The organism is Lysobacter sp. GQ73 (assembly GCF_059758755.1).
The window spans coordinates 548,048-563,963 of the sequence record NZ_JCAXEE010000001.1; the positions used below are offsets into that span (position 1 = coordinate 548,048).

General features: G+C 71.0%; 8 protein-coding genes. All 8 read right to left on the reverse strand.

What is annotated here, in order from left to right:
* Positions 1–2: 2 nt before the first annotated feature.
* The 8 genes from AC6CH2_RS02235 to AC6CH2_RS02270 are packed head-to-tail and all read right to left on the reverse strand — an operon-like array spanning position 3 to position 15,914.
* The gene (locus AC6CH2_RS02235; protein ID WP_498267737.1) at positions 3–2,072 is read right to left on the reverse strand and encodes an ATP-binding protein; all 2,070 of its coding nucleotides are present in this window, start codon (positions 2,070–2,072) and stop codon (positions 3–5) included.
* Positions 2,073–2,081: 9 nt separating this feature from the next.
* The gene (locus tag AC6CH2_RS02240; protein WP_498267738.1) at positions 2,082–4,160 is read right to left on the reverse strand and encodes a hypothetical protein; all 2,079 of its coding nucleotides are present in this window, start codon (positions 4,158–4,160) and stop codon (positions 2,082–2,084) included.
* Positions 4,161–4,184: 24 nt separating this feature from the next.
* Positions 4,185–6,668 (reverse strand): hypothetical protein, encoded by a 2,484-nt coding sequence (locus tag AC6CH2_RS02245; RefSeq protein WP_498267739.1) that lies wholly within the window; start codon positions 6,666–6,668, stop codon positions 4,185–4,187.
* A 35-nt stretch (positions 6,669–6,703) separates the two neighbouring features.
* On the reverse strand, positions 6,704–7,657 hold the full coding sequence (locus AC6CH2_RS02250; RefSeq protein ID WP_498267740.1) for an IPT/TIG domain-containing protein: 954 nt from the start codon (positions 7,655–7,657) through the stop codon (positions 6,704–6,706).
* A 21-nt stretch (positions 7,658–7,678) separates the two neighbouring features.
* On the reverse strand, positions 7,679–9,034 hold the full coding sequence (locus tag AC6CH2_RS02255; protein ID WP_498267741.1) for a hypothetical protein: 1,356 nt from the start codon (positions 9,032–9,034) through the stop codon (positions 7,679–7,681).
* Between the two features lie 7 nt (positions 9,035–9,041).
* The gene (locus tag AC6CH2_RS02260; protein ID WP_498267742.1) at positions 9,042–10,517 is read right to left on the reverse strand and encodes a hypothetical protein; all 1,476 of its coding nucleotides are present in this window, start codon (positions 10,515–10,517) and stop codon (positions 9,042–9,044) included.
* 25 nt (positions 10,518–10,542) lie between these two features.
* Positions 10,543–13,602: a phage tail protein gene (locus tag AC6CH2_RS02265; RefSeq protein ID WP_498267743.1), complete on the reverse strand. Its 3,060-nt coding sequence runs from the start codon at positions 13,600–13,602 to the stop codon at positions 10,543–10,545.
* Positions 13,602–15,914, reverse strand: coding sequence for a baseplate J/gp47 family protein (locus AC6CH2_RS02270; RefSeq protein ID WP_498267744.1), 2,313 nt, complete (start codon positions 15,912–15,914; stop codon positions 13,602–13,604). Before AC6CH2_RS02270 ends, AC6CH2_RS02265 begins: the two co-directional genes overlap by 1 nt.
* Positions 15,915–15,916 lie beyond the last annotated feature (2 nt).

Here is a 15,916-nt window from a genome sequence, read left to right on the forward strand (position 1 = left end):
GGTCAATGTCCGGGGCCGCCGCGCGGGGGATCGAGCGCGCGCATCGGGCAGTTCGCGCCGATTTTGCGGTACTCGCGGGTCAGCGCCGCCTGCAGGTGCGCCGCGGCGATGCCGTTGCCGCTCTGCAGGGCGAGCAGGCGCGCATGCATGACCACGTTGCGCCACTGGCCGCCGCTGAGGGCGCAGCGGCTGGCGGCATCCTGCAGCCAGTTTTCGTCGCACGCATCGCTGCCCAGGTGCAGGCGCAGAATCTCGTATCGCCGCCAGGCGTCGGGGGCGCGGAAGTTGACCACCACGTCCATGCGTCGGGCGAAAGCGCGGTCGATGCGGTCGGCGGCATTGCTGGTGACCAGCAAGATGCCTTCGAACGACTCGATGCGCTGCAGCAGGAAATTGGTTTCCAGGTTGGCGTAGCGGTCGTGCGAGGAGCCGACCTCGGTGCGGTTGGCCATCAGCGCGTCGCCTTCGTCGAGCAGCAGCACCACGTCGAGTTCTTCGGCCGCGCTCAAGGCCTGGTCGAGGTTCTTCTCGGTCTCGCCGAGGTATTTGTTGACCGTCGCCGACAGGTCGATGCGGTAGACGTCCTTGCCGAGTTCGGCGGCCAGCAGGCGCGCGGCCAGGGTCTTGCCGGTGCCGCTGGCGCCGGCGAACAGGGCGCGCACGCCGACTCCGTGCATCGCCACCTCGGCCGAGCCGCTCGCCAGCGGTTCGCGCCAACGGCAGCGCGTGGCCAGCGCGTCGATCTCTTCGCGGGTGGCGTCGTCGACGATCAGGTCGTCGAGCGAGCCGGCCGTCTGCAGGCGCGTGGCCAGAGTTTCCAGGCGCGCGGTCTGCAAGCTGCGGCAAGCGCGGCGCAGGTCGTCGTGTTGCGGGCGCTCGCGCTGGGCCAGGCGGGCGAACGCGTTCGCCGCCGCCGCGACCTGGCGCACGTGGCCGCTCGACAATCGCATGCGCCCGGACAGCTCGGCCAGGGTCTGCGCCGATGGTTCGGGCAGGCAGGCCGCCCAATGGCGTTGCCGTTGCGCCGGGCCGGGCAGGGGCAGCTCGATGTCGAGCATCGGCCGGCGGTCTTCGCAGGCCCAAGCGCCATGGCGCCCGGTGACCACGAACAAGGCCGTGTCGACCAGCGGCAGCGGCGCCAGGCGCCGGGTCTCGCCAGGCGGGGAGTCGGCTTCGACCACCGGCAGCGCGTCGAGCATCGCCGCCAGGGTGCCGAACAGACGCCAACGAGTCTCGTCTTCGAACACCGCTTCGCTGGCGACCAGCACGCCCTTGCCGAGCGCATGGGCGAGTGCGCCGGCCAGGGTCTTGCGGCCGTTGTGGATCGGGCCGCGGATCAGCAGCGCCGGCGCGCAAGCGCCGGTATGCAGCGCATCGAGGATGGCCCGCCCATCGAGGCTGGCGACGGGGAAGACGTAATCGCTCAAGCGCGGCAGTTGCGCGTGGGCGATATGGTGCAGCCAGCGGGTCGAGCCGAGTTCGCCGCGCAGGCCGTCCCACACCGCCAGGGTCACGTTCGGAGTCCAGTCCGGGCGCGGCGCTTCCGGGTTCGACAGCTGCACCAGGCCGTGTTCGATCAGGCTTTGCAGCGACTTGCGCACCTCGTCGATGCGATCGTCGCCGTCGCCGCGCTCGCGCCACCAGGCCATCAGCAGACCGAAGCTCGGCCGCTGGTCGCGGCGCTGCGCCTGCTCGAACACCAGGCCGAAACGCGGATCTTCCTCGATCAGGCCGATCGCCAGCAGCAGTTCGACGTCGAGCGGGTTCAGGCCGGCGCGGCGCAGCGCCGACAGCGGCAGACGTTGCGCCTGGGCGGCGGCGCGGCCTTCCCATTCGCTCAGCGCGGACTGCCAGCGTGTCGACAGCGATGGGCCGGCGCCGACTTCGCGCTCGATCTCCTCGAGGTAATCGGCGAGGAAGGGATAGGCCTGCACGGCATCGTCGATGTCGCCGTCGGTGCAGGCCTCGGCGATGCTCGCCACCACCCCGTACAGCGCCAGCTTGAGATGCGCGGGCGCGGTGAACGGCGTGCCGGCGAAGGCGGTGGCGGTCGGAGCGAGGAAGGCGTTCATGCGCGGCCCTCAGGCGAAACGGAAACGGACGCTGCGGCCGGCGGCCGGGATCCAGCCGGGGTCGCGGTCCAGCCCGGCCAGGCGCAGGCGCAGCGGCAGCGCCTCCAAAGACAGGCGCACCTCGACGTCGACGAGATTGCAGTGCACCTGCGCTCGGTGACGGCACACCAGCGCAGGAACCTCGGCGGCGTCGACGGCGAGTGCGCGGGCCAGACGCGCTTCCAGATAGGCGAGCAAGTAATGCAGCCAGCGGCGGTTGTGCTGGCGCGGCGAGTGCGACGGCGCGTGCGCGAGGCGGACGAGCCGGGCCGCGCTCAAGCCGGCGCGTTCGGCGCACCAGGCGACGGCCTGTGCGGACGGAGTCGATGCGGGCGAGCGGGGCAGGTCGGCGAGCACGAAGCCCTGCGGGTGCCACAGCCGCAAGCGTCGCGGTCCGGCGCGGTAGCCGAGCGCATCGACCGCGTCCCAAGGCTGCAGCCAGGCTGCGTCGACGGCCCAGTCGCGCGCTGCGACGAAACCGTGGGCCGGCGCCTGCTGCGGTTTGCGGCCGGCCAGATCGGCCAACAGCCGCCATAACGGGTCGCGGCGAAACGCCGCGCCGAACCAAGCCTCGCCGACCAGCGCCAGCCAGTTCCATGGCGACAAGGCCAGGCCGCGTGCGCGCGGCATGGTGAAATCGCCGTACAGCTCCAGGGCCAGGGCGGCGTTGAGCAGATACAGCAGGCCGCCGTAGTCGCTGTCGATGCGCACGCCGTCGCCGAGGTTGAAGGTCGGTTGCGGCGTGGTGTCGGCGGGTGCGGGCTCGGCGTCGGTCGCGGTGGCGGTATCGAAAGCCGGTATTCCGGTGGGCGTTTCAGTTCCGCGCGCGTCGTTTGCCGCCGCGGTCGTGTGGACGGCCGCTGCAGTGTCGCCGGTGGCGCGGACCCGAGATCGCCTGTCGTGTGCAACCGCTGTGGGGCTGCGCTTGCTGCGCTTGGCGGCCGAGGCGATTTCGGGCGGCAGCGACGGGCCGGGCGGTGACGCCGCCGATGGTTCCAAGCCGATCTGCGGCTTGGCGGCCGTCGTCGCCGCGATGGCTTCAACGGATGACACGAGCGCTGTGTCGGGGGCGATGGCTGCCGCCGGCCGCGTCGGGCGGCCGCGCTGCGGATGGGCCAGCGGCGCAGCCCCCGGTGGCGCAGGTCTCGGCTTTTTCGGCGCAGCAGCGGATCGGGACTGCGTCCACGCCGTGACCGTATCGGCGAAGTCGGCGCTGCGCAGCCAGCCGGGTTCGCGCACCGCGGCCAGGGCGAACGCCAGCAGGCGGACCGTCGTCGGCCGCAAGGCCTCATTGCGCAACTCGGGCATCGCCGCGAGCAGGCGAGCTGCGTCGCGACGCGAGGCGCAGGTCGCTGGTCTGACGCGATGGTCGGGGGGCGCGGCAATCGTCGCAGGCGTTGAAGGCGATGCATGTTGCGAGTCCGGAGTCGCAGCGTCGATGCCGTCTCCCGGATCTGCCGTTGGAACCGCATGACCGGACAGCAAAGCCAGCGGCGCCTGGTAATCCCGCGCCAGCGCGTTCAAGCCGCGCCGCGTGTCGCCGTCGTGCAGGCGCGACAGCCAGGCCGCGGCGTCGCCGTCCGGCGCCAACAGGCTCAGCGTAGCTGCGACCTGCCGGCCGTCGTCGAGCACCTGCTCGCGCAGCCATTCGTCCACCGCGGCACGCCCCAGCACGGTGCGCCACCACCAGTGTTGCGAGACATGGCCGCGCAACCAGTCGCGCACCAGGCAGGCGGCGAGTTCGCCGTCGTCGAACCAGACCGCCTCGGCGGTCGCGGCGCCGTCGTCGCGCCAAGGACGTTTCGCCTTGCGTTGCTGCTCGCGCAGGGCTTGCGACACCTGCGCGCCGAACGCAGCCGTGGCATGAGGCCCGGCCCGCAGCCTGCGCACCAGCAGCAACGCATTCGGCGGCAGTTCGCTCAGGCTCCAGTCGACAGCCGCCAAGGCCCGCTCCAGGCTCTGCCGGGCCCGCAGCGTGTCGCGCTCCGCACTGCGCAGCCTGACGCTGCGCAGTCGGTTCGGTTCGCGGCGCGTGTCCGGTCGGAGCATGCGGGCCTCGGCGGGTCGCGGCGCTTACTTGCGCCGCAACAGCAGGAACAGCACCAGCAACACCAGGATCAGGATCAGCCACCACCAGCGCTTCCACCACGGCTCGTGCGAGGGCGGCTCGGTGCCGGTGCCCAGGCTCGACAACGGGCCGTCGCGCAGAGTCTGGTCGGCGAACACGATGCTGACCTTGGGGTCGTCGCCCGGCGCGAGTCCGCCTACCTTGATCGTGTATTCGCCGGTGAGGCCGTGGTCGACCGGCGCGCCGGCGATCGTGCCGGCGTCGATCTTGACGTTGAAACCGCCCTCATGGCCCGGACCGACATAGTTGCCGAACCGGTCGCGCGGTGTGATCACGATCAACGCATTTTCGCTGCGCGGCTCGCGTTGCACCCGTACCGCGGAGTCCTTGGCGGTTGGGATCACCGGCACCTGGCGCTCGGCCAGGTCGCGGCGGCGGATCGTGCCGGTGCGCGGGTCGTTCCAGTCGTACTCGATGCGGATGCGATAGCGGCCGCCGACGTTGGTGGCGTCGAACTTGCCTTCGTAGCGGCCGTTGCCGACATGCTTGAGCTCGATCGCGTCGCCGACCGGCCTGGGTTCGATCTTGTCGAGCAGGCCGGCATTGCGGATCAGCTGGTCGAGTTTCATCGACAGCGGCGAGGTATCGTTGCGGACCTCGCCGGCGATGGCCTGGGCGCCGGCGTCGTGCAGCAAAGTGCCGAGGTTGGCGCCGGGACGTTCGATGATCGCGCGGATCGCGCCGGCCGGCAGGTCGGCGAGCGGGCCGTGGTCCCAGCCGACTTCGGCGACGACGCCGATCGGGCTGGCGGTGCCGAGGCGCGGCGTTTCGGTGACGCGCGCGCCGAAGCGGCTTTCCACGCCGTAGGCCGAGAGCTGGTACTTGAGGCCGGCGGTGCCGAACTGGCGCACCGTGACCTTCCAGTCGCCGGCCGGGCCGGCCTGCGGAATATTGACGGTCGCGACGCGGAAGTTCGGCCCGGCGGCGTTATGGATGGCGGTGGTCATGGTGCCGTCGGGGCGGCGGATCTCCAGCCCGGCCTCACGTGCGCTGCCTTCCCAACTGAGCACGAAGGTGACGCGGGTCAGCGAGGGATCGACGATGAAGCCGAACGGCGTCGACGCCGGCGTGCCGGCGGCCAGCTCGCCCAGGGTGCGGTCCAGCAGCGACACCGTGCCGCCCTTGAGGTGGGTGACCAGGTTGTCGACGAAGCTGTTGTCCATCGCCACGCCGTTGTTCGGGAACGCCGAACGGCCGGCGGTTTCGCCGGCGATTTCGTCGAGCAGCTCGGCGCTCGCGGCCATGCCGCCTTCGCCGAGGCCGATGGTGAAGACCGGGCCGCGCGGCAACACGTCGCGGGCGAGGATGCCGCCGTTCAAGGTCAGCAGCGCGCTGCTCGGCATCGCCGCGGCGACCGCGCATTTGTCCAGGTAGGTGGTGCCCGGCGGCTTGCCCGGATAGGGCTTTTCGACCGGCGCCAGGACCTCGCCCTGGCGCGAGATGCACGGCGGGTTGTTCTGCTCGCCATCGGTGAACAGCACGATGGCGGTGTCGCCGACCAGTTGTTCGACCGGAACCAGGCGCGCGCGTCCCATCGTTGTGCCGGCACCGATCGAGGTGCCGCCGATGTAGCTGTCGTCGGCCAGGCCGGCCGCGACCGGGCCGGCCCAGGGCGCGGGGATCGCTTGCCGCTGCTTGAAGAAATTGGCGCCGTCGAGCGGCGATTCGACTGCGGTGCCGCCGAACAGGACCATGCCGAGCCTATCGTCGACATGGCCTTCGGAGGAGACCGTCGCCGGCGGTGGCGGCGCGCCGACCGCGTCCCAGACCGAGGCGAACAGCTGCACCGAAGATTTCAGCCGGTCCCAGCGCTTGTCCGGCGAACCGGGAATGACCCAGTCCATGCTCGGCGACTTGTCGAGCACCAGCACGATGTTGAGCGGCAGGCGGCCGATATAAGCGACGCCGGCGCCGGAAATCGACGGCCGGCTGGTCGGCACCCGCACATAGGCCACGTCGCAGGACGCATCCGAGGGCGCCATGAAACTGGTGATGCGATAGCCCTTTCCGGCGCCGAAGGTGAAGCCGGTGAGTTCCAGGGTGATCGACAGGCCGCCCGGGCCGATGGTCGGTGCGCAGAAGTTGCCCGGGAACACGCTTTTGTAGCTGATGTCGAGGCGCGCGCGCTGAGTGCCGCTGATGCGGGTCACCGTGGCGATGTCGCCGGTCGGGCTGACCCCGACCGCCTTGCAGGCCACCCCGGCGCAACCGGCGTCGGCGACCGCGATGCTGGTGCCGTCGACGGATATCGTCGAGCCGCCGCCGATCGAGGCGGCGTCGAACTCGATCGCCGACATCGCGGTCTGCATGGTGGGCGGACTGGGCCCGCGCGAAGGCACCTGCAAGGTCAAGGTCTGGCCCCACGCGGCGGACGAGCCGATCGCCAGCAGTCCGCCGACCAGCCAAGACGCGGCGCGGGAAAAACCCATAGGACGTGTCATGCGTGTCATGGAACTCTCCTGGTTCAGGCGCCCACTACGTTGAAGGTGCCGGTGTATGCGATGTCGCTGAAACCTGGGACCGAGACGATCACGGTCGCCGAAACCACGGGACCCTGCGGGATGTCGGGGAAGTTGGGGACGGTGGCGACGATGGTGGTGGCGTTGGCGCTGACGATCGCCGCGCTGGTGCCGCGGATGCGCACTTGCGCGGCGGCGGTGAAATTGGTGCCGGTGATGGTGATGTTGTTGCCTTCGAGCTGGGCGGCCGGCGCGACGTTGCTGATCGTCGGCTGCGCCGCGACCGGTGCGGTGACGGTGATCTGGGTCGTCGCCGGCGTGCCGTTCGGCGTCACGATGCGGACCGTGACTCCGGGCAAGGGCGGCGCACCGCCGGTCGCCGGCGCGCCGGGAATGCCGGCCGGCACCACCACCAGCAGGCGCCGGGTCGGGTCGGCCGGGTCGGGGTTCACCGAGGCCGCCGGAATATTGTTGAAGGTCACCGTGTTCTGCGCCGCGGTGGCGCTGAAGTTGGTGCCGACGATCGCCAGCGGCGTATTCACCGCGAAGCTGGTCGAGGCCACGCCGCTGACGGTTTCGGTGCGCGAGATGGTCGGCGGCTGGTTGCCCGGATTCGGCACGCTGCCGGCGGCGCGCGACACCACCAGGTTGATCGGCGTGCCGGGCGCGACGCGCATCTGGGCCGGCGGGCTCTGGTTGAGCACCACCAGGTTCGCGTTGGCGGCGGCGAGCGGGTCCACCGCGGCGCCGGCGACATCGAGGGTAAAGCCCAGGGTGAGCTGGCGCCCGGGTTGCAGCAGGATCGCGCGGGCCTCGCTCAGCAGCGAGCCGAACAGGTTCGGCACCGTCTGGGTGCCGCCTCCGGGGCCGCCCTGCAGTTGCGCGAGCGCATCCAGGATCGCGTTGATCAGGTCCGACGACACCACATCGCCGGGCTGTACCTGTGAGGGAAGTGCCATGGAAGTTCTCCTGAGTGCTGGCTATGGGGCGCCGCAGCAACCGGCCAGGTTGCTGTAGTCCAGGCGCGCCATGTCGAACCGCGCGACCGCGATGTCGGGGAGTTGCCCGCTTGCGAAGACCAGCATCGGCTGCACCGGCTCGCCTTCGCGCACGGCCTTGAGGTTCTGCCAGGGGCGGTACACCCAGACGAACTCCTTCTGGTTCACGTCGGTCGGCGTCGAGGCCATGGCCTGGGCCTGCAGCGCGCCGAGCAGGCGCGCGTCGATGAACGGCGTGCTCTGCCCGGAACCGGGCGCGGGCCGGCGCACGATGCCGGTGAAGAAGGTCGTGTCGGAAAAGCCGCGCAGGGACAGGCTGTGCAGGGGCACGATCCCGAACGGCGGCAGGTAGCGGAAATACTGGGTCGCGATCAGGGCCGAGGGCGCCGCCGACGCGGCGAGCAAGTCGGCGAGATGCTGTTGGAACTGCGCGCACATCGCATGGGTTTCGACCAGGCGGCGGGCGCGCGCCTGGAACGCGAACGAGGACAGTTCGGCCGGGTCGAGCGGGTTGCGGTGGAAGGCGTAGCCTGAGAGGGCATCGGGTTCGAGCAGGCGCCGCCGCACCGCCCAGGTATCGACGAAGTTCAGACCGGCGCTGGTCCAGTAGACCAGGGCGATCGGCACGTCGCAGTCGCTGAGTGCGCTGTCGCGCAGTTCGTCGACCAGGCCGTAGTCCGGCGGGTCGCTCTGCCACGGGTCGAGCGCGTTGCGCTCGCGCGCCTCGATGCCGAAGCAGCGGTAGGCTAGGCGATTGCGGAACTGCGACGACGAGGGATCGAGGTCGGCGAAGCGCAAGGGGTTGATCGCGAGCAGGCGGAACTGCACGCCGTCGACGGTGGCATCGCTGTTGCAGCGAACGTTGCCCGGGTCGAGCCCGTTGGTCGGGGCGCGGCCCTCGCTGGTCTGCGCCGGCGCGATGGTCAGCACGTAGACCCCGGCGCCGGCGACGTAGACGCCGTCGGCGAGCGGATTGCAGTTGGCGAACACGCAGTCGCAGGCCGCGGCTTCGCCGGCGTCGAAACGCCGGGTCAGGGCGACACTCGTGTCGGCGGTCAGGCACAGGGTCTGGCCGGCGCGATTGACCGCCAGGCCGGCGCGCACCCGCAACACCGGTGCGTTGGCCTGGTCGAGGTCGGCGTCGCGCGCGGCCTCCAGGCCGAAGGCGACGCCGTCGCCGAGCGCCAGTCCGAGCCGCGCATCGGCGTCGCGACGGGCGAGTTGTTCGCGGGTCAGGTCCTTGCTGGTGAGCAGGCGCCCGTTGAAGAAGTTGACGCTGCGGATGCCGCCTTCCTTGACGGGTTGTTGCAACTGCAGGACGTTGTCGAGAGTGCTCATGGCGGCCTCATGCGGTCCCGATCGAATGCCATTGCCCGGCGCCGTCGGCGACCAGGGTAACGGCTTTCTTCTTCTTGACCGAGAACTCGGGCAAGCCGTCGATGCCGTCGCCGACCACGGTGTCGGCGAATACGGTCAGGGCGCCGACGTCGAGGTTCTTGATCACGTAGGTGCGCCCGGCGGTCGCCGGCACCGAGGCCGGCAAGTTCAGGGCGAGCTTGGCCGCGTTGCGGCCGATCACCAGGTACTGGCTGTCGTCGAGCGCCAGGTCCTGATCGAAGAACTGGATCGGCACCTGCATCGGCGAAATCGTCATCGGCGCGATGAAGTCCATCGCCATCGGTCCGCCGAACGCGGCCCCGTCGCCGGCGCCGTCGCCGCTGCCGGCGCAATCGCAGCCGCACAGCGCCCACTCCTGCAGCAGGCGCAGATGAGCGAGGAAGGGACGCGCACCTTCGTCGATGCGCAGGCCGGCCGGACTGCCGTCGACCTGCCAGGCGCCGCTCGGCGAACCGCCGACCCAGACCACCTCGAAGCTGATCCGCGCCAACAGCACGCAGTCGGCATCCGGGTATTGCGGACGATGGCAGCGCATCGCCGTCCACAGCGGCCGCAGTTCGGTCACCCAGAAGCGGAAGGCGGTGCGCAGGAATTCGCATTGTTGCTCGCGCGCCAGGCTCAGCCGCGGCGAGCCGAGGTCGAACAGATAATCGCCGAGGGTCGCGAACGAGGCCGGTGGCGACAGCGGGGGCGACATCGATTGCGCATCGAGCCAGGGTTGCACCGCGCCGCGCATCGCCTCGAGCCAGGCGGCGGGATCGGCGATCTGCGGCGGGCTGCTGTCGAGCACCGCGATGTTGCGGCGCAGCCAACGCACGAAATCGCGCAAGGCGTCTTCTTCGACCTGGGCCGGGGCGTGTTCGCGCAGCTCCAGCCGAAAGTCGTCGGCGACGCGCGAGGGTTTCATCAGCTCGTCTTCGGAGCGGCAGGGCTCGCCGGGAATCGGCACCGGCCGGGTCTTGCAGTCGGCATGGCAGAGAGTCAGGTACAACGAGATCTCGCCCGAGCTCACCGCCGGCGGGGACAGAGGTGGAGACAACGGCGGCGACAACGGCGGCGAACCCGGATCGAGCAGACGGTTCACCAGCGCCGCGTTCTCCGGCTTGGCCAGCCAACGGTTGAGCGCCGCGCACTGATCGGCCGGCACGCATACCAGCTTGCCGCTCGGCACCAGCGCCGAGCCGGCGGCGACATGCAGGCGCGGCCCTTCGCTGCCGTCGTTCTCGAATTGGATGCGCAGTCCGCTCAAGGTGCCGTAGCCGAGCGCCTCGCGCGCCAGCCATTGGTCGCGTCCGGCCAGGTAGGCGAACTCCTGGGTGAAGTCGTCCACGCCGAGCACCATGCCGCGCTCGTAATTGACATGCTGGGTCGGGTCTGCGGGCAGGCCCGTCAGCGTGGTCACCGGTTCGTTGCAGCAGCCCATGATTCGCTCCTGGAGTCTTGGCGGCTCAGCATTCGAGCGACAGCCGGTCGCGCCCTTGAGGGCGCGGCGCACCGCCGACGAAGCTGGCTCCGAGGTAGGCGCGGCCCACCACGGCATCGGGGATCAGCTCGCTTGCGCGGCTGCCGGCACCCAACTGTGTATCGAGCCCGAGCCGCGCCTCGCCGACGCGGTTGAAGGCCCAGTAGAAGCGCACGTCGAACACGGTGTGCGCGGGTTTTTCCAGTTCGACGATGCGCCGGGCGAGCCCGAGGCGTTCGTCGAGGCGGTAGGGATCGGCGATCACGCTCGCCACCGGCAGCAATACCGAGAAGCGGTGCGCGGTGCGGTGCATCGCCAGCAACTGGCGCTCGAACTGCAGCCAGTCGGTCTGCGCGGCCAGGCTCGCCGGCAGGCGGTCGGGCAGCGGCACCTGTTCGAACTCGGGCCAGGCGGCGAGGTGCGCGCTGCGCAGACGCTCGATGCGGCGATAGCGCCGGGCCAGGAAGTCGTGCCACCGTTTGCGCTCGCGCGCCCCGTCGCTGCGTGCGCAGAAGTCCTGCCAGTCCTGGGCGGCGGCTTCGCGCGCGAGCGGCGCACTCGGCAGCAGGATCTGCGCGACCTGCGCATAAGCGCTGGCATGGGCGAGGTTCAAAGCCTGCAGGCTGCCGTAGCGCGACAGCAGGAAGCCTTGCCAGCGGCCGCGGTCGGCGGCGCCGACGCCCGGCACGAAACCCAGGTGAGTCGAGCAGAACGCCTTCCATTCCTGCGCGGCATCCGGGTGCGCGGCGGTGTTCGGCGGCGGCGCCAGCGAGAACGGCGTCATCTGTTCCAGCGCGGTGGCGCTGCGCTGCTGCCAGGCGGCATAGCGGTCGACCAGCCCGGCATTGCCTTCGGCCGGCGTCCACAGGCTTTGCCGCATCACGTTGCGCAGGCCATCGTCGGGTGCGGCGCCGGCGAGCGCAGCCTCGGCGACCAGAGTCTCGACCAAACGCGTCTGGTAGGCCTCGACGATACGGATGCGGCCGGCGCCTTCGTCGCCGGGATCGGGGCCGTCGAACATCGCCGCGTCGAAGCCGGGCTCGAAGGCCAGGCTCAGGGCGACGCGCAGGCCGTGCACGGTGCCGCGCCAGCGGAAGAAATCCATAGCGTGGCGGACCAGCAGGCGGTGACGGCGTTCGTCCCAGGACGGGTCCAGGGCCAGGTCGAACCAACCGGCGAGCCACGCGAGCGCGTCCTGCGGCACGGTGCGCGCATCGAACAGGGACTGCACGTTGGCGACGCGGTCTTCGATCTGGGTCAGGGTGCTTTCGCAGTTGGCGAGCCAGCGTTCGAGGAAATCGCCGTTGGCGCCGTCCTCGCGGTACAGCGCCGGCAGGAAGCGCTGCGGATAGGAGAAACGCGGCGACCACACCCGCAGCGCGCGCAGGCGCGGTGTGGCGGTGCCGTTGCGGCCGACCAGGGTCACGCGCAATTGCAGATAACGGCCGTGCGCCTGCTGCAGCAACAGCTCCCAGGTGCCGGCGCCGGCTTCGCGGCGGGTCGCGCGTGCGGCCTCGCGGCGCAGCCAGGGCAGCTCCGGGCCGCTCGCGCGCAAGCGCGGCATCGGTTCGCGCAGCCAACTGCCGATGACCTGCGCATCCGCCGCCGGTTGCGCTTCGCCGTCGAACCAGCCGCTGAGCTCGTCGCCGGCGCGGCTTTCGATGGCGATCGCGGTGTCGGGCGGTATCGCCGCGTCGAGCAGCAGCTTGTCCCAGACCGTGCCGAGCTCGTTGCTGTCGAACACCGGGGTGACGAATACCGCCTGCGCCGCGTAGCGTTGCCGGTGCTGCTGTACCACCGGGGTCCAGCGCGGCAGGCTCAGGCCGCAGTCGTAGTGGGCCTTGCCCGCGACCGAAACCAGCGCGCGGCCGCCGTAGCGGCGCAGCGGATACAGCTCGGCCGGCGCGCGCAGGGCGAACTGCCCGTCGCTATCGACCACCTCGAAGGCGTGGACCTGGTTGCCGACTTCGCTGGCGATGAACAAGCGCGGCGGTGCCGGCTCGGCGGCCGCGGCATGGCCGAGGCCGCTGGCATGGACCATGTCGTGAGCGAGCGCGGGCAGGGCGTCGAGCCATTGCGAGGCATCCGCCGACCAGGCCGAGCCTTCCCGGCGCAGCCGCACCACCCGCGAGCGTTGCAGCGGCGCATCGCGATCGAGCAGCAGGACCGTGCCCGCGCCGGTCGATTCGATCGCGATCGGATCGAGCAGGGGCACGCCGAGCGCGGACAGATCCAGGCCGGCCGGGAACCTCACCGCGGCTTGCTCGCGCAGTGGCCCGGCATGCGGTTGAAAGTCGTCGATCATCGCCGCCGCCAACGCCAAGGCAGTCTGTCCGCGGTCGACCACGGCCAGGGTGCAGTCGAGTTCCCACAGGCGCCGGTGCGCGCGATCCAGCACCCAGGCGCCGCCCCCATGGCGCGGGCACAGGTCGAAGGGCTCGAACGGCACCGCCGCCGGCCAGCCGGTTTCCAGCGGCGGGCCGCCGGAGATCAGGTCGAAACTCATCAGGCCGCGCAGGTCGCCGCGCGCGAACGCGGCGACGAGGTAGTCGTCTTCGGTCACGACCACGGCGAAGTAGCGATCTGCGGCGGGCGCCTGCGCGGCCTGATGGGTCTCGAAGGCGAGGCGTCGCTCGCGCCGCGTCTGCGCGCAATCGGCCGGGTCGGCCGGCCAGAACGCGGTTTCGTCGCCGCCTTCGCTCGACACCACGCGCAGGGACGCAGCATCGTCGGCGACGCGATAGACATTGCCGTGGCGGTCGGCGGCGGCCGGGCGGCGCGCGTCCAGGCTTAGCGGCGTTTCGCCGAGCGTCGCCGGCAATTCGATCGCCTGCGGCTGCAGGGTGATCTCGCTGCGTGCCGGGTCCCAGCCGGGCAGGGTGGCCGGCGCCGCCGGCATCGGGCTGGCGAACAGCTCCCACCAGAACGACAGCGATTGCGCGACGACGGCCTCGTTGAAGCCTGCCTCGTCTGCGTCCGCGGTGGTGCAGCGCGCCCAGTCGTCGCGGCCGTACAGCATCTGGAAGCGGGCGCCGTTGACGTTCATCAGCAGGTCTCCGGCACGACCGGCACCGGCAACAGCGGCGTCGCGGCGCCGGTGGAACCGCCGCCGCCGGCGTTGCCGCCGCCGCGCAGCGCATCCAGCGACATCGCCTCGCCGGCGACCACCGAAATGCCGAGGATGCGCGGCAACTCCAGCCCGCTCATCTCGATCACGTCGCTGGCGCTGAGCTCGCCCTCGGCGAGCAGCACGTCGGCGACCGAGGTCACCCCGGGCACGCGCGCGACTTCGGCCAGCAGCACCCGGCTGGCGACCGCGGTGCGCAGCGGCCAGCCGCGCGCGGGGTCGGCGCCGCGCGGAGTGAACAGGGCGCCGTTGCGCGGCATCGCGCCGGCCGGGCCGATCGGTGCGAGCACTTCGCGCAGGCGGCGCTTGACGTCGTCGACGACCTGGGCGATCGCGTAGCCCGCGGCGGCTTCGATGCCGACCGAAATCCACAGGCCTTTGTAGTCGGCGCCGCGCACGACCAACTCGGTGGTGACCAGGCGGCGCGGATCGAGATGGCGGCACAGCGCGTTGAGGAACAGGCGGTCGGCGCGCGGCGCGTCGGGCTGGGCCGGATCGGAGCGCGGGATCGCCATCAAGGTGACCACGCCGGGCGCCGAGCCGGGTTCGTTCGGCGCCAGGTCGGGATGGAACGCCGGCAACACTTCGATGCGGCCGATCTGCACGCCGGGGGCGCGATAGGCGACCGATTCGAAGTCGTCGATGCTGACCATGCGGTCGCGATGCTGCAGATGCCGGCGCACCTGTTTCTCGCCGGTGTCGGCCGATTCGGCATCGGCGCCGCCCCAGGTCTGCACCGGGTTGAGCACGGCGAAGCCGGACGGCAGTTGCGGCGCGTTGTCGATCTTGCCTTCGGCGACATTGCCCTGGGCGCCGAGACAGAATTCGTAGGCGGCGAACACCCGCGCGCCGAGCGGCAGGCGGCGCCCGCGCAGGCCGTCGCCGAAACGCAGTTCGCCGGCTTCCGGGTCGAGTTCGAACACCTCGGTCGGGCCGGTCTCGACGCAAGCCAGGTCGCGCGCGCTCGAACGCGGGTCGGACACCGGCACTTCCGACGCCGCCGCGGCGAGGTCGTCGATTTCGCTCCAGCGTCGCGGCGCCGCCGCACCGACCCGGGTCGACACGCTGACCGAGTGGCGCAGTACCGGCCGGCGCGACAACCGCCGCACTTGATCGGGCCGGCCGTCGCCGTCGGCGAGCGGTTCGGCGGCGATGCGCTGGATCTGCCGCACCGGGGTGGCGTTGATGCCGGCCCAGCGCATCCGTGCCTGCGCCGCGCCGTCGGCGCGCACGCGCAGCCAGGTGATCACGCGCCCGGCCAGGGCCGCGTCGTCGAGGGTCGGCGGCATGTCGCCGACGCCGCCTTCGAGCGGGTCGATGTCCTGCCAGACTTTCAGTTGCGCGGCCGGCGGCAGCGCCAGTTGCACCACGCCCGGCACCGACAACAGATCGACTTCGGTGCGCGGTTCGAGTTGGCGATAGCTCGGCGCCGGACGGTCGCTGCCGTCGCGCGGCACGCGGCCGTCGGCCGGCACGTTCGGCAGTTCGAAGCGCAGCAGTTGCCGGCTCTGGGCGTTGCCGGCCGGCAGCAGCTGCGCGCCGACCGTGTCCAGCGCCGGCACCAGGCCGAGGGTCAGGGTACGGCCGCCGAGCGCATCGCGCAGCGCCTTCCACGGATCGTCGGGCTCGCCGGGCGCGTCGGTCTTGCGCGCCAGCAGGGCGATCCACAGCGAGCGGTCGACGGTGTCGGCATTGAGGTCGACGCTGTCGACGACCTTGCGATCCAGCGCCAGGGTCTTGTACAGCTGCACCTCGGACGGGAACGGCAATTGGTAGGAGGCGTACAGCAGCCGGTAGTAATCCAGCAGTTCCTGCGAGGGATCGTCGAGGCGGCGCTTGAAGTAGACCCGCGCCTCGACCGGCAGCACGTCCAGGCCGAGCTGGGTGCGGAACGGCACCGAACCGGCGCGCACTTCCAGGTCGGCCGGCAAGGTCTCGACCTTGGCCGGGCCGCGCTCGTTGGCGATCGCCACCAGGCCTTGCGCGGCGCTCGCGCTGGCCAGCGGAATGCGCAGCATCTGCAGGAACTTGAGGCGGTTGCGTTCCGGCGTGAGGTTGGCGCGGTACAGCAGGTTCTCGGTGAGGAAGGAGAACAACTGCACCAGGGTCACGCCCGGGTCGCTCTGGTTGAAGTTGGTCCACTCCGGCGTGTGCACGCTCGCCCGCGCCAGCGTGTCTTCCACCAGTTGGGCGAAGCGGCGATCGTCGATGGGCGGGGGCGTCAGCGGCATGG